Source organism: Streptomyces prunicolor, assembly GCF_045162825.1.
GTDB classification, from domain to species: domain Bacteria; phylum Actinomycetota; class Actinomycetes; order Streptomycetales; family Streptomycetaceae; genus Streptomyces; species Streptomyces prunicolor.
Genome location: NZ_CP108676.1, coordinates 5,913,425 through 5,937,263, shown reverse-complemented (window position 1 = coordinate 5,937,263; position 23,839 = coordinate 5,913,425). Strand labels below are relative to the sequence as shown.

Here is a 23,839-nt window from a genome sequence, read left to right as displayed (position 1 = left end):
AAGAACAACCCTTTGGGAAACCCTGCCTACTTCCCCAAGTGCCGCTCCGCGAAGTCCAGTTCCAACTTCACCTGCTTGATCCGCTCGTCCACCACCAGCGACCCGTGCCCCGCGTCGTACCGGTACACCTCGTGCACCGCGCCCCGCGACTCAAGCCGCTTCACGTAGTTGTCGATCTGGCGGATCGGGCAGCGCGGATCGTTGACGCCGGCCGAGATGTAGACCGGGGCCGTGACCTCGTCGACGTAGGTCAGCGGGGAGGATGCCTCGAAGCGGGCCGGGACCTCTTCCGGGGTGCCGCCCAGCAGGGTGCGGTCCATGGCCTTCAGGGCTTCCATCTCGTCGTGGTATGCCGTGACGTAGTCGGCGACCGGGACCGCCGCGATGCCCAGGGTCCACGCGTCGGGCTGGGTGCCGATGCCGAGAAGGGTGAGGTAACCGCCCCAGGAGCCGCCGGTGAGGATCAGGCGGGCGGGGTCGGCGAGACCGGACGTGATCGCCCACTCCCGGACCGCCGCGATGTCCTCCAGCTCGATCAGGCCGACCCGGTACTTCAGTGCGTCGGTCCACGCGCGGCCGTAGCCGGTGGAACCGCGGTAGTTGACCCGGACGACCGCGTACCCGTGGTCGACCCAGGCCGCCGGGCCCGCCGAGAAGGAGTCGCTGTCGTGCCAGGTCGGGCCGCCGTGGATGTCGAAGACCGTGGGGAGCGGGCCCGTCGCGCCCGCCGGCTTGTGGACCAGGGCGTGGATGCGGCCGCCGGGGCCTTCCACCCACACGTCCTCCACCGGGACCGAGCCGGGGGACTTCAGGCCGGGCGGGTCCAGGACCACCTCGCCCGTCGTCGAGCGCACGGCGGACGGTTCGGCGGCCGACGACCAGAGGTACTCGACGCTGCCGTCGGGGCGGGCCGTCGCGCCCGAGACCGAACCGGGCGGTGTCGGCACCTTCTCCAGCTCGCCCGACGCGAGGTCGTAGCGGAACATCTCGCTGCGGGCCTCGAAGCTGTGCGCGATGAGGAGGGCCGAGCCGTCCGGGTACCACTCGGCGCTCACGTCGCCGGGCAGGTTCAGGGACAGGTCGCTCTCGCCGCCCTTGACCACGTCCCACACCAGGGGTTCCCAACGGCCGCGCCGCTGATGGCCGATGAGGAGGCGGGTGTCACCGTCGACCGGTGCGAAGCCGAGGACCTCCAGGCCCAACTCCTCGGTGCCGCCCTTGGTGTCGTCCAGGTCGGCGACCGCCGTGCCGTCCGGGCGCAGGACGCGCAGCGCGGAGTGCATCGCGTCGCCGTGCTCGGTGTGCTCGATGGCGATCAGCGAACCGTCGTGCGAGAGGTCGCCGACGCCCGCCGACTCGCGGTGCCGGTAGAGCAGCGTGGTCTCGTCACCGGTGCGGGCGAGGTGGATCGTCGTACCGTCCTCGTCCGTGGAGCGGCCGACCACGGCGGTCCTGCCGTCGCGCGCGAGGGCGAGCCCGGCCGGGTAGGACGGTTCGAGGCCGGGGACGGCGGGTTCGTCCGGTCCTCCCTTGAAGGGCTGGCGGCGCCAGACGCCGAACTCGTCGCCGTCCTTGTCGTCGAACCACCAGATCCACTCCCCGTCCGGGGAGAGCACACCGTCCGTCGTGCCGTTCGGCCGGTCGGTGACCTGGCGTTGCTCGCCCGTCGCCCGGTCCCAGGCGTACAGCTCATACGTCCCCGTCGCGTTCGACACGAACAGGGAACGGTCGGGTGCGTCCTCCGCCCAGTCGGGCAGGGACACTCGGGGCGCCCGGAAGCGCTTCTCCCAGTCCGGTGTGTTCTCGGACCCGTTGCTCTCAGTCATGGCCCCATACTGCCCGCCCACAAAGACATTGCACTGGTCGGATCCTCAGCCTGTGGATAACTTCGACCAAGACCCGGCCACAGCATTGCCGACACCCGGTGAACCATCGGGCGGACCTTCGGGCCGACCCCCGGGCCAAGGCCCCCACGACAGCCCCGTACCGTGGAAGGCGTGTACCGGTTTCTGCTGACATCGCGCTGGTGGGGCATCAACGTCTTCGTACTGCTCGCCATCCCCTTCTGCATCTTCATGGGGTCGTGGCAGCTGAGCCGGTTCCAGGCGCGCGTGGACAGCAGCCACCAGGCCACCAAGCAGGTCGAGACCGACCGCACGGAAGCCGCGCGCCCCCTCGCCGAACTCCTGCCCGTCGATCAGACCACCTCGGGTCGGCAGACCACCGCGACCGGCCGCTACGGCAAGCAACTCCTCGTCCCCGACCGCCAGTTGGACGGGAAGAACGGCTACTACGTCCTGACCCTGCTGCGCACCGACGACGGCAAGGCCCTCCCCGTCGTCCGCGGCTGGCTCCCCGGCAGGCCCGACGCCGCCAAAGCGCCGGCCGCGCCCACCGGCGAAGTCACCGTCACCGGCTCGCTGCAAGCGTCCGAGACGCCCGGCGACAACGGCGTCAGCGCCCAGGGCGGACTGCCGTCCGGCCAGACCGCCGCGATCAGCGCGGCCTCGCTGGTGAACCTGGTCCCGTACCACCTGTACGACGCGTGGATCACCCTCGACAAGGGCGACTCGGGGATGACGGCCGTACCGGCGACCGCGCCCGCGAACACCGGGCTCGACCTGAAGGCGTTCCAGAACCTCGGCTACACCGGCGAGTGGTTCGTCTTCGCGGGCTTCGTCGTCTTCATGTGGTTCCGGCTGCTGCGCCGCGAGGTGGAGTTCGCGCGGGACGCGGAGTTGGGTCTGGTGCCCGAGGACGAAAACGAGGACGAGAACGAGGACGAAGAAGCGGCCCACGCGACCGTCTGACGTGGCCCGACACCGCCGGGTCCCCCGACCCGGCCGACTGCTCGCGGACCGACAGTCGGTCTACGACCCGGCCAGCACACCCGTCCGGTAGATCGTCCCCGCGCACGCGTTGGACACCGTCGCCGAGACCGTCGGCGAGCCCGTCTCCGCCGTGTGGGAGACCACGACACTGCCGTCGAGCGTGCCGTCCTCGAGAAGCTGGGCCGACGTACCCGTGTCACCGGCCGTGGACCCGCTGCTGGTGCTGGTGTCCTCGCTGGGCGACGGGCTGGCCGTCGAACCGCCGGTGGTGGTGCCGCCAGTGCTGGTACTGCTGGTGGGGCAGGTCTCGGAGGGCACCCACGCGAACTTGACCAGATAGGAGGAACCCGGCAGGAGCACCAGCTGGGAAGGCTCCGTCGACGGGTCCGGCAGCCCGGCCGCCACGTCCCCGGAGCTGTGCTGCTTCACGCCGATCTTGGCGGAGTCCGCGGCACCCAGCGTCGAGAAGCCCACGGTTCCGGCGCCGCCGACCGTACAGCTCGTGGTGGACGTGTTGGTGACGGTGAACGTGCCGTAGACGGTGCCGCCCGTGTCGGGGGCGTCCACCGTCGAGTTGGTCGCGCCGAACTGCTCGGCCGTGCAGAGGGGCGCGGCCGTCCCGATGGTGGCCGAGGGATTGGCGGTCACCGTGCCGCGGCCGGTGGCCTTGCCCGTGCCGTCGTTCTTGTGGCCGCCCGGGTTCTGCGTGGCCCGCCCCGAGGTACCGCCCGAGGTGCTGGAACCGCCGTCCGGGTTCTTGCCCTGGCTGGTGCCGCCCTGCGCCTGTGAGCTGTTGCCCATGATGGACGGGTCGGCGTCGGAACCGGTGGAGTTCGAGACGTGCACGAGGGCCGGGATGGCGGTGCCGAAGAAGAGCACGGTGGCCGCCATGCCGACGAGGGCCTGGCGCTTGCGGGCCCGGCGGGCCGGTACCGCCTTGCGCAGGTGGTCCAGCGTGCCGTCGCGCGGCTCGACCTCCTGGACCGCCTGGTGGAGCAGTCGGCGCAGGGCCAGCTCGTCGGGGTCGAACCCTTCGGCGCCGAATACGGCGGCGCCGAATACGTCATTGCCGTGCGGGTCGTTGCCGTGCTCGTCGGGGCCCTGTCCTCCGGGGCCCGGAGGTCCTACGGGTCCTACGGGTCCTACGGGGTGCCGTCCCTCGATGTCCCCGGAACCCCCGGAGTTCTCAGGGTTCTCGGGGTTCCCGTCGAGGCTCGGCCCGTTGGGGCTCTGTTCGTCGGGGCCGTGGTTCACAGTTCCGTTCCCAGCATGTGTTTCGTTCGGCTGTTCCTTGCGCGCCCAGGTCGGACCGCGCCGGACGTCCCGCTCGCGCCGTTCACGCGAGCCGCTTCCCTCGGCGATGCCGTTTCCGTCGGCAGCGCCGTTACCGTCGGCCGTGCTATTTCCCTCGGCCGTGCCGTTTCCGTCGGCCTTGTCGCTCATGCCGTGGCCTCCATGGCGATCCGGAGGGCGGCGATCCCGCGCGAGCCGTACGCCTTCACCGAGCCCAGCGATATGCCGAGCGACTCGGCGACCTGCGCCTCGGTCATGTCCGCGAAGTAGCGCAGCACCAGGACCTCGCGCTGGCGGCGCTGCAGTCCCTTCATGGCCTTGATGAGGGAGTCGCGCTCCAGCAGGTCGTAGGCGCCCTCCTCCGCGCTGGCCATGTCCGGCATCGGCTTCGAGAGGAGCTTGAGGCCGAGGATGCGGCGGCGCAAGGCCGAGCGGGAGAGGTTGACGACGGTCTGGCGCAAATACGCCAGGGTCTTCTCGGGGTCACGGACACGTTTGCGCGCCGAGTGGACCCGGATGAACGCCTCCTGGACGACGTCCTCGCAGGAGGCGGTGTCGTCGAGGAGGAGTGCGGCCAGGCCGAGCAGCGAGCGGTAGTGCGCCCGATAGGTCTCGGTGAGATGGTCGACCGTCGTTCCGGCCGCGACGGCGTCGTCGACACCGTCACGCTGGTTCGGGATGCGGGCGGGCCGCGCTGCGGGCATCGGCGCGATCACCGGCATGCCGCCGGGCGCACGGGATCCACGCGGAGGCCGGAGGGCCGTTCCGCGTGCCGCAGTGAAGTCGAGTACCTGAGCCACGCCAGTTGGACACACTTCCCCCCTTGGGGGTTGTACGCGTCGGCCGTCACATTTACGTCAGACGAAACAGACAGTCCACACACCTGTCTGCCGTCACCGCCCACCTGCCCGGCGTCATCACCCACCCGTCTGGTGTCAGGCAGCACAACCGGCAGTGCGTCGAACACCCTCATGCCTACCCGCTCTTCCCCTGTGTCACGAAATGTCCGGGACGTCCCCACGTCCCTTACCGCATCACCACGCGCCCACCTGAAGGGCGTTCGCAAAGACGCTCCCCGCTCGCCGCGCGGTTGCGGAAAGCGGGGAGTGAAATCTTCGGATGCGGAGGTGGCTGGATTCAAGTGGTCCCAACCATTAATCCGGCCACATCGCGCACACTGATCCTACAAACCCGGGCGCCACTGGCCAGCGGATTTACGGCGGGGCAGGGCGAGTTGGGCCCGTGCTCAGGCCAGTTCGCGCGCCACCAGCTCGGCGATCTGCGCGGTATTGAGGGCCGCTCCCTTGCGCAAATTGTCCCCGCAGACGAAGAGTTCGAGCGCGGTCGGGTCGTCCAGCGCCCGCCGCAGCCGCCCCACCCAGGTCGGGTCGGTGCCCACCACGTCGGCGGGCGTCGGGAACTCTCCGGCGGCCGGATTGTCGAAGAGGACGACACCAGGCGCCGTAGCGAGAATCTCGCGCGCCCCGTCCACGGTGACCTCGCCCTGGAACCGGGCATGGACGGTGAGGGAATGCGTGGTGACCACCGGGACGCGCACGCAGGTCACGGCGACCGGCAGCGCGGGCAGCCCGAGGATCTTGCGGGACTCGTCCCGCACCTTCATCTCCTCCGAGGACCAGCCGTCCTCGCGCAGGGACCCGGCCCACGGTACGACGTTCAGCGCGACCGGCTCCGGGAACGGCCCGGTGTTGTCCCCGACGGCCCGCCGTACGTCACCGGGCTTGGTGCCCAGGTCCGTACCGGCCACGAGGGACAGCTGCTGGCGCAGGGTCTCCACCCCGGCCCGCCCGGCCCCGCTCACCGCCTGGTACGACGACACCACCAGCTCGCGCAGCCCGAACTCGGCGTGCAGCGCGCCCACGGCGACGATCATCGACAGGGTCGTGCAGTTCGGGTTGGCGATGATCCCGCGGGGGCGGTGCCGCACCTTGTGCGGGTTGACCTCGGGGACCACCAGGGGCACCTCCGGGTCCATCCGGAAGGCGCCCGAGTTGTCGACGACGACCACGCCCTTGGCGGCGGCGATCGGCGCCCACTGGGCGGAGACCTCGTCGGGGACGTCGAACATCGCGACGTCGACGCCGTCGAAGGCCTCCTCCGTCAGGGCCACCACCTCGACCTGCTCCCCGCGCAGGACCAGCTTGCGGCCGGCCGAGCGCGGAGAGGCGATCAGGCGGATCTCGCCCCAGATGTCCGCATGCTGGGACAGGATCTGGAGCATGACCGTGCCGACGGCTCCGGTCGCTCCCACCACGGCGAGCGTCGGACGCACGGTCGCTCCGGTTGTGGCCATCAGCGGCCGGTGCCTCCGTAGACGACGGCTTCGTCGCTGTCGGAGTCGAGGCCGAACGCCGTGTGCACGGCGCGGACGGCCTCGTTGACGTCGTCGGCGCGGGTGACCACCGAGATACGGATCTCGGAGGTCGAGATCAGCTCGATGTTGACGCCCGCGTCGGACAGGGCGGTGAAGAAGTCGGCGGTGACGCCCGGGTTCGTCTTCATCCCGGCGCCCACCAGCGAGATCTTCCCGATCTGGTCGTCGTAGCGCAGCGACTCGAAGCCGATGCCGTCCTTGTTCTTCTCCAGGGCGTCGATGGCCTTGCGGCCCTCCGCCTTGGGAAGGGTGAAGGAGATGTCGGTCAGACCCGTCGAGGCGGCCGACACGTTCTGCACGATCATGTCGATGTTGACCTGGGCGTCGGAGATCGTCCGGAAGATCACCGCGGCCTCGCCCGGCTTGTCCGGCACGCCGACGACCGTAATCTTGGCCTCGGAGGTGTCGTGCGCGACACCCGAGATGATGGCCTGCTCCACCTTCTGGTCCCCAATCGGCTCACTGCTGACCCAGGTGCCCTGAAGTCCACTGAAGCTGGACCGCACATGGATCGGGATGTTGTATCGGCGGGCGTACTCCACACAGCGGTGGAGCAGCACCTTGGAGCCGGAGGCGGCGAGCTCCAGCATGTCCTCGAAGACGATCCAGTCGATCTTCCGCGCCTTCGGCACCACCCGCGGGTCGGCGGTGAACACACCGTCGACGTCCGTGTAGATCTCGCACACCTCGGCGTCGAGCGCGGCGGCCAGCGCGACGGCGGTGGTGTCACTGCCACCCCGGCCCAGCGTGGTGATGTCCTTCTTGTCCTGGCTGACGCCCTGGAACCCGGCGACGATGGCGATGTTGCCCTCGTCCAACGCCGTACGGATCCGACCGGGCGTGACGTCGATGATCCGCGCTTTGTTGTGGACCGAGTCGGTGATGACGCCTGCCTGGCTACCGGTGAACGACTGGGCTTCATGCCCCAGGTTTTTGATCGCCATGGCCAGCAGCGCCATGGAGATCCGCTCTCCGGCGGTCAGCAGCATGTCGAACTCACGCCCGGCGGGCATCGGAGATACCTGCTCGGCGAGATCGATCAGCTCGTCCGTCGTGTCGCCCATCGCGGAAACGACGACGACCACTTGGTGGCCGTTCTTCTTCGCTTCTACGATTCGCTTGGCGACGCGCTTGATGCCCTCGGCATCGGCTACGGAGGAGCCTCCGTACTTCTGCACGACAAGGCCCACGTGCGCTCCTCGCTCAGTCCTGTGTGTCGGCTCAGTTTAACGAGCACCCGAAATTCGCTTCCGCGGTATCGCATGGTGAGATTCGGAAGCTTCGGACGCCCAGGTCAGCGCATGCCCACTTAAGGGGTGCCGGAAAAGTGCCGAGCGTCACAAGTGAGAGCTGTGAATTAAGTTTCAAGCATTAAGGTGCGCCGTGTGCGCGTACTTCTGGTGGAAGACGATGAGCCGGTCGCCGAGTCCCTGCGACGCGGCCTGATCCGCTACGGCTTCGAGGTCGACTGGGTCACCACGGGCGCCGCCGCCCTGGCCCACTCCGCCCCCTACGACGTCGTCCTGCTCGACCTCGGCCTGCCCGACACCGACGGCCTGGACGTCTGCAGGGCGCTGCGCGCCCGCGGCGACGTCCCGATCATCGTGATCAGCGCGCGCAGCGACGAGACGGACCGGGTGGTCGGCCTGGAGCTGGGCGCGGACGACTACGTCTCGAAACCGTTCGGGGTACGGGAGGTCATTGCCCGCATAAGGGCGGTGATGCGCCGAGCCCAGCCGCGGACGGTTTTGGAGGCCGCCGGCCCCGACGCCTACGGCACCCGCCTCACCATCGACCGCAAGGCCGCGCGGGTCCGCCTCGACGGCGAGGAGATCCCGCTCGCCCCCAAGGAGTACGACCTGCTGTCGTTCCTCACCGAGGAACCCGGCGCGCTGATGTCCCGCGAACAGATCATGGAAGCGGTCTGGGACGCGAACTGGTTCGGCCCGACGAAAACACTCGACGTCCATGTGGCGGCGCTACGGAGGAAGTTGGCGGGCGCGATCACGATCGAGGCGGTACGGGGAGTCGGTTTCCGCCTGGAGATCGTCACCTCCGGCGATGGATCGTCGCCGTCATGATCCGACAGCTCATCGTCAGCTACGTCCTCCTCGTGGCCGTGGCACTGACGGCCTTCACCGTGCCCGTCGCCTTCACGCTGACCGCCCAACTCCGCGGTGACACAGAGCAGTCGGTGGAGCGCGAGGCGAAGACCATGGCCCTGTTGCTGAGCGGCGACGCCGCCTCGCGCTCCGCCCTGGACCGCATGGTGGTGGCGTACGCGCAGGAGACCCCCGGTACGGCCGAGGTCCTGCCCGCCTCGCGCGCGAAGACCGCGACGCACTGGGGCGACGGGGAGTTGGAGGTGACGGCACCGGCGCGGCGCGACGGCCGGACGGTCGGCGCCGTACGCATCACGTACCCGACCTCCGACCTGACCCGGCGCCTGGTGCAGATCTGGGGTTTCCGCGCGATCCTCGCGGTAGGGGTCCTGGCGGTGGCGGCCGGCCTGGGCGCGATCGTCGCCCGCCGCCTGACCCGCCCCCTGCGCCAACTCAACGACATGGCAAGCAGGTTCAGCGACGGCGACCTGACCGCCCGCTCCCCCGTGACGGGCCCGCACGAGACCCAGACGCTGGCCAGGACGCTGAACCAGGCGGGCGAACGCCTCGACACCCTCATCGCCTCGCAGCGCATCTTCGTGGCCGACGCCTCCCACCAACTCCGCACCCCGCTCACGGCGTTGAGACTCTCGCTGGACAACATCGCGGACGGCGTGGACGACGAGTTCGTACGGGAGGACGTCGAGCAGGCGACGGCGGAGGTGGTCCGGATGAGCCGCCTGGTCAACGGCCTGCTGGTACTGGCGAGGGCGGAGGCGAAGGTGACAGCGGCGGAACCTCTCCCCCTGCGGGAGATCGTCGCGGAACGCCTCTCGGTGTGGAGACCGGCCGCCGACGAGCGCGGAGTACACATCGCGCTCGGGGGGAGTGTCGTCGACGGCCGGCCGCTGGTGCTGGCCAGTCCCGGTCATCTCGAACAGGTCCTGGACAACGTGCTGTCGAACGCCCTGGAGGTGTCACCGGACGGCGCGACGATCACCGTACGGTCCGAACTCCGTGGTGACGAGGTCGAGTTGACGGTGTCGGACGAGGGCCCCGGCATGTCCGACGCGGACAAGTCCCGCGCCTTCGACCGCTTCTGGCGCGGCCTGGGTCTCACCGGGCGCTCCGGTTCGGGCCTGGGCCTCGCCGTCGTACGCCAGTTGGTGACGGACGACGGCGGAACGGTGACCCTGCGGGACGCCCCCGGCAACGGCCTGTCGGTGGTCATCACCCTTCGGGCATCACCGAGGAGTGGTGGTTGACGATCAGCCACTTGCCGCCGCGCTTCTCGTACTCGTAGGTGTAACGGGCCTCGACGACACGCTTGGCGCCGGACTTCGGGTCGGTGAGCGTGAACTCGTAAATGCCGGTGTCTATCGCGGAGTTGCTGTCCAGCACGTTGACGATCGTCTCGACCTTCTTGCCGACCGGCTTGTTCGGCAGGAAGTGCTCGAAGTAGTCGACGATCTCGGCGCGGTCGGTGCGGATCTTGTTGGAGACGGTGGGCAGGAGCACGGCGTCCGACGCGTACCGGTTCGCGACCTTCTTCGGGTCACCGGTCTGGAGGGCGGCGTTCCAGCCGTCGAAGAGGGCGGCTATCTGCTTCTTGGTGGGCTTGGCCTCGTGCTGGGGGCCTGCGGTCGCGGCGACGGTGCCGAGGGTACCGAGGGCGAGGGCGGCGGTGACGGTGACGACGGCTGCACGCTTGCTGATGGCTCTGCGGGTCATCTCAACTCCAGTTGTACTGGTGCTCTTTGGGATGACTCCAGACTCTCTTTCCGCTGGTTAGGGCCCGTGCAGCGGACGTACAGGGGGCGGCCAGGGATCGGCCAATTAACGGGGTGTAGCGGGCCGTACCCCCTCCCCTGAATGATGTTGCTCCATGACCACCGACATACTCCTGGGCGGAATCGTCCTCCTCGGCGCTTCCGTCCAGTGGCTCACGGGCATGGGCTTCGCCCTGGTCGCCGTACCGGCGCTGGTCCTGCTCCTCGGCCCGTCCCAGGGGGTCGTCCTCGCGAACTGCGCCGCCGGTGCGATCAGTGTCGTAGGCCTGGCGGGCGGTTGGCGGCAGGTACGGGCCCGCGCGATGGTGCCGCTGTGCGCGGCGGCGGTGTGCACGGTACCGGCGGGCGCGTGGATGACCCGCCAACTGCCGCCACCCGTCCTCCTGTTGGTGATGGGAGGGTTGGTGACGGTCGCCGTCCTGCTGGTGATGCGCGGCGCCCGGGTGCATGCCCTGCGGGGCACCAAGGGTGCGGTCGCGGCGGGTGCGGCGGGCGGGTTCATGAACGCGGCGGCGGGGGTGGGCGGGCCGCCGATCTCCCTGTACGCGGTCAACGCGGGGTGGACGGTACGGGAGTTCGTGCCGAACGCGCAGTTCTACGGGGTCGTCGTCAACGCGTTCTCGGTGGCGGCGAACGGGGTGCCGTCGTTGAGTGGGGCGCGGTGGGTCGCGGTCGTCGCCGCGATGGTCGTGGGCGCGGTGATCGGGCGGGGGCTCGCGGGGCGGATACCTGAACCTCGGGCGCGGTTGCTGGTGTTGTCGTTGGCGTTGGCGGGTGGGGTCACGGCGGTGGGGAAGGGGGTGTGGGGGTTGTGATCAGTCGGCGAACTCCTTGAGGGGGTCGGTGTCCAGGGTGATGTTCACGGGGTCGGGGATCTCAACGGGGGCGCCGAACGGCGCGTTCACCTGTTGCCGGTAGCGGCCGTCCTCGGGATGAGTGAACACGGTGACTGTGCAGTCGTCGCGGTCGATGAGGAGGTAGACGGGAATACCTGCTGCCGCGTACCCGTCGGGCTTCTCGACTCGGTCGCGCTGATTCGTGTCGGAATCGTGCGACGTGACCTCCACGACCATCAGGGCTTGGTCCGTTTCCGACCACTCACCATGGCCTTTGAGGCTGCCCTCCGGCACGAGCACACCGTCAGCCCGGGCACGTCCCTTGCGGTATCGCTCCGTTTTCAAGCCGCGCTCTCCATGCAGCCACAGCTCGGGACGTTGCTGCATGCACAACCTCTGAAGCCACGCGATGATCTCGCTGTGGTCGCCATCCGGCACCGGCTTGACCTGGACCTTCCCATTGATGAACTCCAGCCACACGGTCTCGGGGGCATGGCGTTCCAACTGCTCGAACTCCTCGACGGACATCTGGGGCTGCTGCTCGGTCCTGGGGGTCATGGCGTCGCCTCCTCGACTCCATAGTGCCCCGACCGGCACGTCCTGCACGCTCATAGGCCTCCGCCCTCTCCTCCGTGCCGCTATCTCGACCGTCACGGGTTCCAGCGCCTCGGCGGGAGGCCGTTCGCGATGCGGTCGCGGTTGTCTCGGTAGTGGTAGTGGACGCGGTCCTCGATCGGCACGGAGCGGAACGTGTCGGGCACGGGTCCGCCCGTACGGCGTTCCAGCTTCTGCTTCAGGAAGCGGGCCGTCGTGGTTCCCAGGTAGGCGATGTCCTCGAAGCCCTTCTTGATCTCCTCCTCGCTCAGGTCCGGCTCCGCGCGGCACTCCTCGCACACGCCGTTGATGATCTTCGCCGTCCGCTCGTCGGCGTCGCAGGTGGCGCAGGCCATGAGCACGCGGGTCACACGGGCGCGGAGGGGGCGGGTCCCGGCGGCGTCGTCCTTCTTCGGGGGCATCTTGCTCTCCAGTCGGGTGCGGGCGAATCCGCCCGGGTTCGTGATGGTGGGTGGCAGTCCGTCGGTCAGCGCGCGGGCCATGTCGGCAGGGGTGGCGCCGCGTGTCAGCCACTCGGCGGCGAGGGGTTCGAGGGCTCGGCAATCGGCTTCGGAGAGGGACATACGGGGGTCTGTGGCGCGGAGTTGGACGAGTGCGCGGTACGCGGCGCTGGGCTCAGGGGTGGTGCGGGGGTCGGGGGTGGTGCGGGGGTCGGGGGTGGTGCGGGGTTCGGAGGTGGTGTTGGGCTCTGAGGTCGGGCCCGCCTCCGGGATCCCGTCGCTCTCGCTCCCGCTCGCCGGCTCGGGAGCCGGGTCCTCCGTCCTCGCCAGGCCCGGCTGGTAGTCATGCGTGACGTCCCTGCCGTGGCGCTCACGCGCGAACTCGGCCCACCACCGCGCCGACCTGGGCGTACGCGACCAGTACGTCCGCGTCACCCACCGCATCGAGTTGTCCTCGACGGTGATGTGTTCCTTGATCCAGCGCAGGTGGCCGACCTCGGTGAGGCTCTTGAGAGACGTACGGCAGGCCTGCTGGCCGTAGTGGGGATGCTCGGCCGCGATCACCTTGTGACCCATGGCGTGACCGTTGTCGAGGTGGTCGACGAAGACGGCGATCTCGGCGTCTCGGGGGAGCAGGTGTGCGAAGTCCGGGTCGGCGTGCGGGTCTTCGTCACCCGTGGCGCGTTTTCCGTAGCCCGTATTGGCCATGGGGTGCGACGGGGACGGCAGGGCAGGGCTAGGCTGGGCGTAAGCCACGATCGACTCTCTTCGATTCGTAGGTCTAGGCCCCGGAGCCGGTGTTGGTAGCACCGACCGGGGCCGATCTATTTGCTTGTTTGCCGCGAACCTAGAGTGGCTTTACCTTGCGGCGCAAGCCGATCATGGAATGTCACCCGTTCGGGTTAAACCCGCCTCAACTCACGTACAGGCTTGGTTGGTTGGTTTGTATTTCACCCAGCCCAGAACCCAAGAAAAGAGCTCGGAGCTCGGGGCTCGGGGCCCGGAGCCCGGAGCCCGGGGCTCAAGGATGCCGTTGGCGAATCCGGTGCGGCCGGGCCACCCCCTCCAGAAAAGTGTGACACTTCTCGCGAAAGTGTCACACTTTCTCAGCTGGGCAGGGTCGCCCCGGCCCGCTGACGGGATTGGCCAACAGGGTCCTCAAGCTCCGGGCTGAACTGCGGAGACGAAGGCCGTCCAGGCGGGGGCGGGGAGGGCGAGTTCGGGTCCCGCGGAGTTCTTGGAGTCGCGTATGTGGACGGTCAACTGCGGTGCGGGGAGGGCGACCTCGACGCAGTTGCCGCCCTCGTTGTCGCTGTAACTCGACTTGAACCACTTCAGCTGGTCATTCATGGCTGATCCACCATCCGTTCGACGAAACGGGCCGACTCAGCAGGGCTGAGAGCCTGCGTGCGGATCATGCTAAGCCGCTCGCTCACCCGGCTGACAACCTCCGGATCGGCCGACAGTTCGCTGGCGAACGGCCCCTCCGTATAGGCGAAGCGCTCGTGGTCGCGGGTCTCCAGCAGCACCATGGGTCCCATGAGCGCGTCGCTGGTGGCCCGTTCGAAGGGGAGCACCTGCACGGTAACGTTCCGCAGCCGGGACACCTCCAGCAGACGGCGCAGTTGTTCGGTGTCCACCTGAGGGCTGCGCAGCACCGCCTCGTAGAGGACGAAGCTCAGGGCCACCGGCGGCTTCCGCTCCGTGAGGATGGCCTGCCGCTCCACGCGCCCCTCGATCCGCTCCTCCACCGTCTCCTCGTCCAGGGGCGGGCAGCGGTTCTCGATCAGCGTGCGCGCGTACCCCGGCGTCTGCAACAGCCCCGGGACGACCGTGGTCTCGTACGACCAGTGGCTGATCGCCTCCTTCTCCCGCTCCATGAAGTCCTGAGCCCGCGACGGGAACTTCTCCTTGTTCAGGTAGTCCTTCGCCGCACTCAGCATGCCGTCCGCGTGGCACAGATCGTCAGCCGTGTCGAGCACTCGTGGCGTCGGCCTCCGTACGCCTTGCTCCATCGACTTGATGGTGTCCAGCGCGTAGTGGGAGGCGGCGGCCAGTTCCTCACGGCTGACGTTCGCCTTCGTGCGCCAGCGTTTCAGCTGGTTCCCGCTGTACCGCCAGGCCACAGGCGGCGGGGAGTTGGAATTGGCGTTGGACTGGCCCGACACAGCACCCACCTCCGACGGATACACCGCTGCGTGTATCACCTCAGTCACTACCGAGCGTAGCTTCGTGCGCGCCACCGTGTGACCATGACCGACTCAATTCACCGGCCGGACTGGATCCCCGCGTCCGGTCACCAACTGCGCCTCACCGGCGTCCACTTCGACGCCGTACGCATCGAGGGCGTACGGGGGGAACGGGTCGCCACACGTCTCATCGAGGCCGCCGACGGGGATGCGGGGCCCGTCGTCTGCGAGGCCGCGGGGTTCCGGTGGATGTACTTCCTGCTGGCGCCCGGGGAAGTACGCCGGCACAACTGGCCCCTGGGAGCACAGCAGTTCGGCGGCAGGAGGACGCGCAGCGTCACGTACATCGGGATTCCCGCGCTCGACGGCAACACCTGGCCACTGCGCTGGTACAGCGAGCCTACGGTCACGGCCCCTTTCGTGGAGGCGGGCCGGTTGCTCGCGGTGCTTTGAGGGGGCGGTCGGCTGATTCAGGACGCGTTCGCGCCGCGTCGGCCGGAACCCTGCTGGCGGGTGCGGTCGACGATGTCCACCACAGTGAGCGGCGCCTTGGGATCCGCGATCCAGCCTTCCTCGCTGGAGCTGCCCTTGGAGAGATACTTCGCGGCGACATAGACGACGACCAGTGCGTTCCGGAAGCTGAAGCCTTCGGCCACCCCTGTGCCCGTGGTGAACTCCGGCAGCTGGCCGCCGTGTCCCACCTGGGATCGGCTGCTCGCGCTGCTCGGCGCACTGACACTCGGGTCTGCCGTCCTGCCCCCCGCGCTTCCCCTGCTCGCCATGCTGTTGGCGGTGGCCAGGCTGGTGCCGCGCCAGAGGTAGACCCCGTGCTCGGATCCCTCCGCAACCATGCTTGCCACGGTCGAGTAGTCCGTGGGAGGAGTCAGCCGGCTGATCAACGTGTCGAAGTTGTCGTCATCCGAGTCGTAGTTGTCGCTGTCCGGGTCACGCTGCGTTTTCGAGGTCGCGTAGCGGGCCCGTTGCACCGATGTCTCCGTGCCGGACGACCTGGTTGTCTCCTGCGGCATCGCCCGCTGCACAGCGGGGGCGGGTTGCGACATGGCCCGTGCGGCGTTGGCCTCGGCTGCTTTCTCGAAGCGGTCGCTCGGATCGCTGACCTTGAGGCCGTCGCCTCCGGCAGTTCCGTCGACCGGGCCCGAGCGCTGCTGGATCACGTGCGTGAGTTCATGGGCCAGCGTGTGATCGTCACCGCCGTCCTTGCCTATGACGACATGATTACCCGAGGTCCAGGCCCGTGCGCCGAGTTCGGCGGTCGAACGCTGGGCCACGGCGTCGGTGTGCACCTTGACCTCGGAGAAGTCGGCCCCCAGCCGGGCTTCCATCTCCGTACGCTTGGCGGATTCGAGCGGGCGGCCGGCCGAACGCAGGACCGCTTCGGCAGCGGAACGCTGTACCGGCTGGTGCCCGCAGCCCTCGCCGTGCTGGTGCTCCTCCTCGGCTCGCTGAGCAGCCAGCAACTGCACCACGGCGGCATTGCCGATACTGCGCTGCAAAGCCATCAGGTCCCCGGACAGACCGGCCGCCGCCGGCGTCCGGGACGGCACCGGCTTCAGTGGCGTCCGCGCCGGAGACTGAGGGGACGTGCGGGCCTTGTCGTCGTAGCGCATCGGTGAGGACCTCTCCTTGGCTTGCCGGGAACTCCACCATGCCCAACCGCAGCGTGAAACCGCCTTGCGTGGATGCTGCTCCCTGGCGCAACGACCTTGCCCTTATGGGCAACCACCGTTGCCCATGGGTTTGCTCAACTCGCCAACTGGTGTGCTCAGTCACACCGATCCACGCCGGTCGGCTACTTCACCGGCCGAATCCCCAGCGGCCCCGCGATCTCCTCCGCCATCACAGCCCCCGCCTCGAACTCCAGCGTCTCGTCGCCCATGCTCACGTCCGTGTCCAGGCCGTCCAGTTCCGGGAGGGGCTGGTTGAGGCGGACGTGGGCTACCAGGGACTGGAGGGCGCGGAGCGAGGCCGAGGCGGTGGAGCCCCAGTTGGAGAAGTAGGAGAACTGCCACCACCACATGGCCTCCGTGGTGCGGCCGGCGCGGTAGTGGGCCATGCCGTGGCGGAGGTCGGTGATGACGTCCGCGAGGTCATCCGAGATACGGGCCGGTACCGGGGCCTTGCGCGGCTCGTAGGGGTCGAAGACCTCCGAGTACACGTCGATCGGCTCCAGCATCACCGCGAAGCGCTCGCGGATCTCGTCCACGTCCGGCTCCGGGCCCAGGTCGGGCTCGTAGCGCTCGTCCGGGAGGATGTCCTCGTGCGCGCCCAACCGGCCGCCCGCCAGGAGGAGTTGGGACACCTCCAGGAGGAGGAAGGGGACCGCGGAGTCCGGGTCCTCGCCCTTCGCTACCTCGAACACGGCCACCAGGAAGCTCTCGATCTGGTCCGCGATCTGGACCGCGAAGTCGTCCGGGTCCGGATCGGTGGCATGCAGCGTGGCGTCAGACATCTAGGAGTCGTCTCCCCTCGAAGGCGCGGCCGAGGGTCACCTCGTCCGCGTATTCCAGGTCGCCGCCCACCGGGAGGCCGCTGGCCAGGCGGGTGACCTTGAGGCCCATGGGCTTGATCATGCGGGCGAGGTACGTGGCCGTGGCCTCGCCCTCCAGATTCGGGTCCGTGGCAATGATCAGTTCCGTGACCGTACCGTCGGCCAACCGCGCGAGAAGTTCTCGTATACGCAGGTCGTCGGGTCCGACGCCTTCGATCGGGCTGATCGCGCCGCCCAGGACGTGGTACTTGCCCCGGAACTCGCGGGTGCGTTCAACCGCCACGACGTCCTTCGGCTCCTCGACCACGCAGATCACCGTGAGGTCGCGGCGCGGGTCGCGGCAGATGCCGCACAGCTCTTCCTGCGCGACGTTTCCGCAGGTCGCGCAGAAGCGGACCTTCGCCTTGACCTCCATCAGGCACTGCGCGAGCCGCCGTACGTCCGTCGGCTCCGCCTGGAGGATGTGGAAGGCGATCCGCTGCGCGCTCTTGGGACCGACGCCGGGGAGTCGCCCCAACTCGTCGATGAGGTCCTGGACCACGCCTTCGTACAACGGACTGCCTGCCCTTCCGTGGAGTCATGCGGTACGCGTGACACGTACGTACCGTAGTTGGCCGCGGCCTGTCTTAGAAAGGCAGACCCGGGATACCGCTGCCGCCGCCCAGTCCCTGCGCGAGCGGGCCGAGCTTCTGCTGCTGGAGGGTCTGCGCGTTCTCGTTGGCCGCCTGGACCGCCGCGACGATGAGGTCCGCGAGGGTCTCGGTGTCGTCGGGGTCGACCGCCTTCGGGTCGATCTTCAGCGCGCGCAGCTCGCCGGAGCCGGTGACGGTGGCCTTGACCAGCCCGCCGCCCGCCTGTCCGTCGACCTCGGTCCGCGCCAGTTCCTCCTGCGCGGCCGCCAGGTCCTGCTGCATCTTCTGGGCCTGCTGCAGCAGCTGCTGCATATTGGGCTGGCCACCACCGGGAATCACGATCAGCTCCTGGTTTCGTACGGCTGTCAGTCGGTTGTCAGTCATGGATACGGCTGTATGGGCGCGGTTCCGCCCGCTCGGCACGAGCCTACGTGGTCCGGGCAGTCATCGCTTCGGCACTCTTTCGAGTGAGTCTTCATCGTGTCCTATACCTGATCAAGACCCACTTCCGGGCGGAAAAGAGGTGAAACCAGATCCTTCGCCACCCATTGGGCGGTAGGAAGGGGCGCGGTAGGAAGGGTCCGGCACATCAGCATCAGGTGTCACACGACGTAAGGGAGTGCCGGGTGGGTCAGCCGGAGATTCAGCCCGAAGGTGGCGATCTGGCCGGGCGGACGTTTCCGCTCGGGGACTGGGGCGAGCCGACGGCCCGGCTGGACGAGCTCTACCGGTGGGTGGAGCGCGGGGCTCTGGAGACGGCGGACCGGTATCTCACCGAGCGGGTGTGGAAGCGGCGCGGGGCGCGGGTGCTGCGCGCGGGCGCGGCGCTGGGCGCGGTGACGGGGGTCGCGCTGCCCCTGCTGGACCTCGCCGGGGTGGCGGGCGGGCTGGCCTCCTGGGGCTATCTGGCGCTGCTGCTGGGGGTGGCGTGCGTGGCCGGGGACCGGTTCTTCGGGATGACGTCCGGCTGGATGCGGGACGTCGCTACGGCGCAGGCCGTGCAGCGGCGTCTTCAGGCACTCCAGTTCGACTGGGCGTCGGAGGGCGTCCGGGAGTTCCTGGGCCCCGCGGAGGGCACGGCGAGCGAGGCCGCGGACCGGTGTCTGGGGGTGCTGCGGCGCTTCTCGGAGGACGTGACGGAACTGGTCCGGGTGGAGACCGCCGACTGGATGGTGGAGTTCCGGACCGGGTCGGGGCCGCTGGGCATCCAGTCGGCGGTGGTCCCCGGCAGCCGGCAGGAGGGAACCGTCGTCCAGGGCAGGTTCCCGCAGCCGCCGGGGCCGGGTGGGCCGGGGGGCGGGGGCAGCCGCCCGAACATGCCGAGGCAGCGGCCACCCGAGCCTCGGTGAGGTGGGCTCCGGCCCGATGTTCAGCCCGACGTCCAGCCTGACGTCCAGCCCACCATTCAGCCCGACGTCCAGCCCACCATTCAGCCCGACGTCCAGCCCACCGTTCAGCCCGCCTTCGTGTACGTCAGCTTCTCCCCGTTGCTGGTGCTCACGCGCTCCAGCGTGGTGTCCGACAGCAGGGTGATCTCGGTGGCGGAGCCCGGGTTGCAGGACGACAGCGGCTTCCCGGCGGTGACGGCGGAGGCACCGATCGCCAACGGGCTCTCCCCGCCCGGTTCTTGGGTCAGGTCGGCGCTGAACTCGCAGTGGTAGTTCGGGCCGTCCGCCACCAGGGTCAGCACGGGATCCCCCACCTTCCCCTGCCGGATGGTGAGTTGGCGGGTGTTGTGGCCCGTGTCGTTGTCGATGGACGCGTTCCAGGTGCCGAGGTATCCGCTGGGTACGGCGCCGGCGCCGGTCGGTGTGGCCGAGGGCGAGGCGGAGGGCGACGGTTTCCCGCTGGTCGTGGTCGGCCCCGGGGTCGTGGGCGCGGCGCTGGTGGCGTGACCGCCCGGACCGGCCGCCGTACGGCTGCCGTTACCGCCGCTCTTCATCAGCGCGTACACCGAACCGCCCGCCCCCAGCGCGACGACGAGCGCGACCACGACGAGCAGCGCGGTCGACCTGCCGTTCCGGCGCGGCGGCTGGGGTTCCCCGTACAGCGGGGCCGCCCCGACCGGCCCCGGGCCGTAGGGCGGGGTGGCGCCGAGGCCGCCGTTGTGGGGGTAGGGGTTGTACGGCACCTGCCCGCCCCAGCCGACGAGTTGGCGGGCCGGGGGCTGGGGATAGGTGTCGGGCGGTGGTGGCGGGGGGCCGTAGGCGGTGGAGGGCTGGGGGTGCTGTTGCGGGTAGCCGTAGGCCGGGTGCGGGGGCTGCGGGGGCTGCCGGGTCGGTGTACGGGGCGCTCCGGCCGGCACCTCGACCTCCGCCGGGAAGCGGTCGTCGGGCGTCGTCGGCGCGGGCGGCGCCGGGGAGGAGTCGTCGGAGGCCGGGGCGTGCTCGGGGGAGGCCTCGGAGACGGTGGCGGGCGGGATGTGGAGGAGGTCCGGCTTCTCCACGGCGGTGGGAGTGGGGGCGGAAACAGGGGCGGGAGGCGGAGTGGAAGGGAGAGGGGGAACAGGGGCGGAGGCGGCACCGGGAGCGGGAGCAGGAGCGGCAGCCGAAACAGGCGCGGCCTTCTCCAGATCCACCCGTTCCGCTTCCGCCCGTTCAAGCTCCACCCGTTCCCCTTCCGCCCGCTCAAGCTGCACGCGCTCCGCCTCCGCCCGCTCAGGCTCCACGCGCTCCGCATCCGCCCGCTCGGGCTCCACGCTCCCCGGATCGATCCTCGGCAGCTCCGCCGTCTCCGGGTCCTCCGTGTCCAGCAACTGCACCGCGTGGCGGCCGAGTTGGGCGACCAGCGTGCCCGGCAGCCACGGGTCGCGGGAGCGGCCGCCGGAGACGGTGTCCTCCGCGCCCGTGCGGTCGAGGATGCGGTGGAGGGTGGGGCGGGTCGCCGGGTCCTTGCGGAGGCAGTCCCGGACGAGGTCGGCGATGCCCTCGGGGACGCCCGACAGATCGGGTTCCTCCTGGGCGATGCGGAACATCAGGGCGTGGACGCCGCTACTGGAGCTGCCGAAGGGAAGGGTGCCGGTCGCGGCGTAGGCGAGGACGGAGCCGAGGCAGAAGACGTCGCTCGCCGGGGTGACGCGATCGCCCCGTACCTGTTCCGGCGCCATGAAACCGGGCGAGCCGACCAGCGAACCGGTCCGGGTGAGCCCGTCACCGGCCTGGGTCTCCAGGGCCCGCGCTATGCCGAAGTCGATGACACGGGGGCCGTCGATGGTCACCAGCACGTTGGACGGCTTGAGGTCGCGGTGGACGATGCCGGCCGCGTGGATGTCCTGGAGCGCGTGCGCGAGACCGGCCGCGAGGATCCGTACCGAGCGCTCGGGCAGTGCCCCGTGATCGCGCCCGACGACCTGGTGCAGGCTCGGCCCGGCGACATACCCGGTGGCCACCCACGGCACCTCGGCCTCGGTGTCCGCGTCCAGCACGGGCGCCGTCCAATGGCCCCCGACCCGGCGCGCGGCCAGCACCTCCTGCCGGAACCGCGCCCGGAACTCCTCCTGCGCGGCGAGGTCCTCCCGCACCAGCTTCACTGCGACCGTGCGCCCCCGGTCGGAGCGGGCCAGATATACGTGCCCCATGCCACCGGCGCCCAGCCGGGCCAACAGCCGGTACGCCCCGATCCGCTGCGGATCGCCCGCCCCCAGTTTCTCCACGACCGCGCCGCCTCCCCTGAATTCCCCGGTCACGCCCCGGTCACGCCCCGGTCACGCCCCGGTCGCACCCCCGTGCTCCACGACAGACCGAGAATAGTGCGGGGACAGGGCGGGATTGGCCGGTGCGGTGTCTACGGTTCCGTAACGGGAGACCGGCCCGGCCGACGGAAGCCCGGCCCCGCCCCACACCGGATCCCGCCCCCGCCCCACACCGGATCCCGCCCCCACCCCCGACAACCTGTCGCGGAAACCCCCCGACCACAGACAGGACGCCGATTCCGTTTCCGCATCGCGGACATTTACGCTCACCCGCATGACCCCTCAGCCCAACCCCCAGGCCGGCGCCGCCGTGAAGGCCGCGGACCGCGCGCACGTGTTCCACTCCTGGTCCGCGCAGGAGCTCATCGACCCGCTCGCCGTGGCCGGCGCGGAGGGGTCGTACTTCTGGGATTACGACGGCAAGCGCTACCTGGACTTCACCAGCGGGCTCGTCTACACGAACATCGGCTACCAGCACCCGAAGGTCGTCGCCGCGATCCAGGAGCAGGCCGCGACGATGACGACCTTCGCGCCCGCCTTCGCGATCGAGGCCCGCTCGGAGGCGGCCCGGCTGATCGCCGAGCGCACCCCCGGCGACCTGGACAAGATCTTCTTCACCAACGGCGGCGCGGACGCGATCGAGCACGCGACGCGGATGGCCCGGCTGCACACCGGGCGGCCGAAGGTGATGTCGGCGTACCGCTCGTACCACGGCGGTACGCAGCAGGCGATCAACCTCACCGGTGACCCGAGGCGTTGGGCCAGTGACGGTGCCGCCGCCGGGGTCGTGCACTTCTGGGCGCCCTTCCTGTACCGGTCCCGTTTCTACGCCGAGACCGAGGCGCAGGAGTGCGAGCGCGCGCTGGAGCACCTGGAGACGACGATCGCCTTCGAGGGCCCGGCGACGATCGCCGCGATCGTCCTGGAGACCGTTCCGGGCACCGCCGGGATCATGGTGCCGCCGCCGGGCTATCTCGCCGGGGTCCGGGAGATCTGCGACAAGTACGGGATCGTCTTCGTCCTGGACGAGGTGATGGCCGGGTTCGGGCGGACCGGTGAGTGGTTCGCGGCCGATCTGTTCGACGTCGTACCGGACCTGATGACCTTCGCCAAGGGCGTGAACTCCGGCTATGTGCCGCTCGGCGGGGTCGCCATCTCCGGCGCGATCGCGGACACCTTCGGCAAGCGCCCCTACCCGGGCGGACTGACGTACTCCGGGCACCCGTTGGCCTGTGCCGCGGCCGTCGCGACGATCAACGTCATGGCCGAGGAAGGGGTCGTGGAGAACGCGAAGTCCCTCGGTACGACGGTCGTCGAGCCCGCGCTGCGGGCGCTGGCCGAGCGGCACCCGAGCATCGGCGAGGTGCGGGGCGTCGGGATGTTCTGGGCGCTGGAGCTGGTGAAGGACCGGGAGACGCGCGAGCCGCTGGTGCCGTACAACGCGGCCGGTGAGGCGAACGCGGCGATGGCCGCCTTCGGGGGCGCCGCCAAGCAGCAGGGACTGTGGCCGTTCATCAACATGAACCGCACGCACGTCGTCCCGCCGCTCAACGTGACCGAGGCCGAACTGAAGGAGGGGCTCGCGGCGCTGGACGCGGCGCTTTCCGTGGCGGACGAATTCACCGTCTGATACGCCACCGAAAACGCCACGGAAACGCCACCGAATACACCTCTTAACGCCCGGAATGGGCGGGTCCGTTCATATGGTGCCCGCATTCGGGCAGGGCGGGAACCCGAACGCGTAAGGTGGCGTGCTCGTAGACATATACGAGTACGCCATCGAACGCGATGAGGGAGACGCTCCGACGATGCCCGGAGGAAGCAGCGGCAGCGGCGCCGTGACCCGCAGCACCCTGCGGCAGCAGATCGCCGACGCGCTTCGCGACGAGGTCCTGGCAGGCCGGCTCCAACCCGGCCAGGAGTTCACGGTGAAGGAGATCGCCGAGCAGTACGGCGTCTCCGCCACCCCGGTCAGGGAAGCACTCGTCGATCTCTCCGCGCAGGGCCTCCTGGAAGCCGACCAGCACCGCGGCTTCCGCGTCCACGAGTACTCGGTGACCGACCACCGCGGGATGATCGAGGCCCGCGCCCTGGTCACCGAGGGCATGTTCATGGCCCTCATGGAGGGCCACCCCGTCTTCGACCGCACCGAGGACCCCCGTACGGTCGCCGCGCTCGCCGGTGTCCGCCGCCGCGGCGAGGAGGCGCAGCGCGCCGCCGACGCCGGTGACCTCACCATCCTGATCGGCTACGACCTGCGCTACTGGCGCGAGTTGAGCGCCATGTTCGGCAACCCCTACCTCGGCGACTTCCTGCACCGGCTGCGCGTGCAGTCCTGGGTGTGCACGGTGCAGCATCTGCGCCGACTGAGCGATCTGCGCGGCCGCCTGTGGTCCGAACACACCGAACTGGTCGACGCCTTGGCGCGGCGCGACACCCTGGCCGCGCGCTCGATCGTCCTGGCGTACAACACGCACTCCCTCGACCTCATCGAGCGGCTGGCCGCCCGGTGACCG

At 69.7% G+C, this 23,839-nt stretch carries 23 protein-coding genes; 8 read left to right on the top strand and 15 right to left on the bottom strand.

Annotation, left to right across the window (positions count from 1 at the left end; all coding sequences use genetic code 11):
* Window positions 1–26: 26 nt before the first annotated feature.
* Window positions 27–1,826 (bottom strand): prolyl oligopeptidase family serine peptidase, encoded by a 1,800-nt coding sequence (locus OG588_RS27420; protein ID WP_405949617.1) that lies wholly within the window; start codon window positions 1,824–1,826, stop codon window positions 27–29.
* 171 nt (window positions 1,827–1,997) lie between these two features.
* Here OG588_RS27420 and OG588_RS27415 point away from each other — a divergent pair, with 171 nt between their 5' ends.
* Window positions 1,998–2,810, top strand: a complete 813-nt coding sequence (locus OG588_RS27415) for an SURF1 family protein (RefSeq protein ID WP_405949616.1) — start codon at window positions 1,998–2,000, stop codon at window positions 2,808–2,810.
* A gap of 60 nt (window positions 2,811–2,870) precedes the next feature.
* On the opposite strand, the gene OG588_RS27410 is transcribed toward OG588_RS27415, so the two are convergent.
* The 4 genes from OG588_RS27410 to OG588_RS27395 all read right to left on the bottom strand — a co-directional run bounded on the left by OG588_RS27410 (window position 2,871) and on the right by OG588_RS27395 (window position 7,709).
* The gene (locus OG588_RS27410; RefSeq protein WP_405949615.1) at window positions 2,871–4,274 is read right to left on the bottom strand and encodes a hypothetical protein; all 1,404 of its coding nucleotides are present in this window, start codon (window positions 4,272–4,274) and stop codon (window positions 2,871–2,873) included.
* Window positions 4,271–4,846, bottom strand: a complete 576-nt coding sequence (locus OG588_RS27405; RefSeq protein ID WP_019063113.1) for a SigE family RNA polymerase sigma factor — start codon at window positions 4,844–4,846, stop codon at window positions 4,271–4,273. Before OG588_RS27405 ends, OG588_RS27410 begins: the two co-directional genes overlap by 4 nt.
* 524 nt (window positions 4,847–5,370) lie before the next feature.
* On the bottom strand, window positions 5,371–6,438 hold the full coding sequence (locus OG588_RS27400) for an aspartate-semialdehyde dehydrogenase (RefSeq protein WP_366099026.1): 1,068 nt from the start codon (window positions 6,436–6,438) through the stop codon (window positions 5,371–5,373).
* Window positions 6,438–7,709, bottom strand: a complete 1,272-nt coding sequence (locus OG588_RS27395) for an aspartate kinase (protein ID WP_366099025.1) — start codon at window positions 7,707–7,709, stop codon at window positions 6,438–6,440. Before OG588_RS27395 ends, OG588_RS27400 begins: the two co-directional genes overlap by 1 nt.
* A gap of 195 nt (window positions 7,710–7,904) precedes the next feature.
* Between OG588_RS27395 and OG588_RS27390 the strand changes: the two genes are divergently transcribed.
* Both OG588_RS27390 and OG588_RS27385 read left to right on the top strand, forming a co-directional pair.
* The gene (locus OG588_RS27390) at window positions 7,905–8,600 is read left to right on the top strand and encodes a response regulator transcription factor (protein ID WP_405949614.1); all 696 of its coding nucleotides are present in this window, start codon (window positions 7,905–7,907) and stop codon (window positions 8,598–8,600) included.
* Window positions 8,597–9,886, top strand: coding sequence for an ATP-binding protein (locus OG588_RS27385; protein ID WP_405949613.1), 1,290 nt, complete (start codon window positions 8,597–8,599; stop codon window positions 9,884–9,886). The genes OG588_RS27390 and OG588_RS27385 overlap by 4 nt, the downstream gene beginning before the upstream one ends.
* On the opposite strand, the gene OG588_RS27380 is transcribed toward OG588_RS27385, so the two are convergent.
* Window positions 9,852–10,352, bottom strand: coding sequence for an SgcJ/EcaC family oxidoreductase (locus tag OG588_RS27380; RefSeq protein WP_405949612.1), 501 nt, complete (start codon window positions 10,350–10,352; stop codon window positions 9,852–9,854). The genes OG588_RS27385 and OG588_RS27380 overlap by 35 nt on opposite strands.
* A gap of 154 nt (window positions 10,353–10,506) precedes the next feature.
* Between OG588_RS27380 and OG588_RS27375 the strand changes: the two genes are divergently transcribed.
* Entirely contained in the window at window positions 10,507–11,226 is a 720-nt protein-coding gene (locus tag OG588_RS27375; RefSeq protein WP_405949611.1) for a TSUP family transporter, read from the top strand.
* Here the strand turns inward: OG588_RS27375 and OG588_RS27370 are convergent, their stop codons facing one another.
* The 4 genes from OG588_RS27370 to OG588_RS27355 form a co-directional block, all read right to left on the bottom strand.
* Window positions 11,227–11,805, bottom strand: a complete 579-nt coding sequence (locus OG588_RS27370; protein WP_405953228.1) for a Uma2 family endonuclease — start codon at window positions 11,803–11,805, stop codon at window positions 11,227–11,229. It abuts the gene before it with no gap.
* A gap of 92 nt (window positions 11,806–11,897) precedes the next feature.
* Complete coding sequence (locus tag OG588_RS27365; RefSeq protein ID WP_405949610.1) at window positions 11,898–13,010, bottom strand: hypothetical protein; 1,113 nt, start codon at window positions 13,008–13,010, stop codon at window positions 11,898–11,900.
* Window positions 13,011–13,460: 450 nt separating this feature from the next.
* Window positions 13,461–13,652, bottom strand: coding sequence for a DUF397 domain-containing protein (locus OG588_RS27360; protein WP_405949609.1), 192 nt, complete (start codon window positions 13,650–13,652; stop codon window positions 13,461–13,463).
* The gene (locus tag OG588_RS27355) at window positions 13,649–14,470 is read right to left on the bottom strand and encodes a helix-turn-helix domain-containing protein (protein WP_405949608.1); all 822 of its coding nucleotides are present in this window, start codon (window positions 14,468–14,470) and stop codon (window positions 13,649–13,651) included. Before OG588_RS27355 ends, OG588_RS27360 begins: the two co-directional genes overlap by 4 nt.
* A gap of 78 nt (window positions 14,471–14,548) precedes the next feature.
* Between OG588_RS27355 and OG588_RS27350 the strand changes: the two genes are divergently transcribed.
* Window positions 14,549–14,944 carry a hypothetical protein gene (locus OG588_RS27350; RefSeq protein WP_405949607.1) on the top strand — a complete coding sequence of 132 codons (396 nt, stop codon included), beginning with the start codon at window positions 14,549–14,551 and terminating at the stop codon, window positions 14,942–14,944.
* A 17-nt stretch (window positions 14,945–14,961) separates the two neighbouring features.
* On the opposite strand, the gene OG588_RS27345 is transcribed toward OG588_RS27350, so the two are convergent.
* The 4 genes from OG588_RS27345 to OG588_RS27330 form a co-directional block, all read right to left on the bottom strand.
* The gene (locus tag OG588_RS27345; protein ID WP_405949606.1) at window positions 14,962–16,119 is read right to left on the bottom strand and encodes a DUF4765 family protein; all 1,158 of its coding nucleotides are present in this window, start codon (window positions 16,117–16,119) and stop codon (window positions 14,962–14,964) included.
* Window positions 16,120–16,301: 182 nt separating this feature from the next.
* The gene (locus OG588_RS27340; RefSeq protein ID WP_405949605.1) at window positions 16,302–16,961 is read right to left on the bottom strand and encodes a DUF5063 domain-containing protein; all 660 of its coding nucleotides are present in this window, start codon (window positions 16,959–16,961) and stop codon (window positions 16,302–16,304) included.
* Complete coding sequence (recR, locus tag OG588_RS27335; RefSeq protein WP_327402451.1) at window positions 16,954–17,553, bottom strand: recombination mediator RecR; 600 nt, start codon at window positions 17,551–17,553, stop codon at window positions 16,954–16,956. The genes OG588_RS27340 and recR overlap by 8 nt, the downstream gene beginning before the upstream one ends.
* 73 nt (window positions 17,554–17,626) lie before the next feature.
* A complete protein-coding gene (locus OG588_RS27330; RefSeq protein WP_026151362.1) occupies window positions 17,627–17,971 on the bottom strand; it encodes a YbaB/EbfC family nucleoid-associated protein in 345 nt (114 codons plus the stop codon).
* A gap of 287 nt (window positions 17,972–18,258) precedes the next feature.
* On the opposite strand from OG588_RS27330, the gene OG588_RS27325 reads away from it, so the two are divergent.
* Window positions 18,259–18,981, top strand: coding sequence for an SLATT domain-containing protein (locus tag OG588_RS27325; protein WP_266860002.1), 723 nt, complete (start codon window positions 18,259–18,261; stop codon window positions 18,979–18,981).
* A 104-nt stretch (window positions 18,982–19,085) separates the two neighbouring features.
* Here the strand turns inward: OG588_RS27325 and OG588_RS27320 are convergent, their stop codons facing one another.
* On the bottom strand, window positions 19,086–21,284 hold the full coding sequence (locus OG588_RS27320) for a protein kinase domain-containing protein (protein ID WP_405949604.1): 2,199 nt from the start codon (window positions 21,282–21,284) through the stop codon (window positions 19,086–19,088).
* A gap of 313 nt (window positions 21,285–21,597) precedes the next feature.
* Here OG588_RS27320 and OG588_RS27315 point away from each other — a divergent pair, with 313 nt between their 5' ends.
* On the top strand, window positions 21,598–22,953 hold the full coding sequence (locus OG588_RS27315; protein ID WP_405949603.1) for an aspartate aminotransferase family protein: 1,356 nt from the start codon (window positions 21,598–21,600) through the stop codon (window positions 22,951–22,953).
* A gap of 178 nt (window positions 22,954–23,131) precedes the next feature.
* Window positions 23,132–23,836, top strand: a complete 705-nt coding sequence (locus OG588_RS27310) for a GntR family transcriptional regulator (RefSeq protein WP_405953227.1) — start codon at window positions 23,132–23,134, stop codon at window positions 23,834–23,836.
* Window positions 23,837–23,839 lie beyond the last annotated feature (3 nt).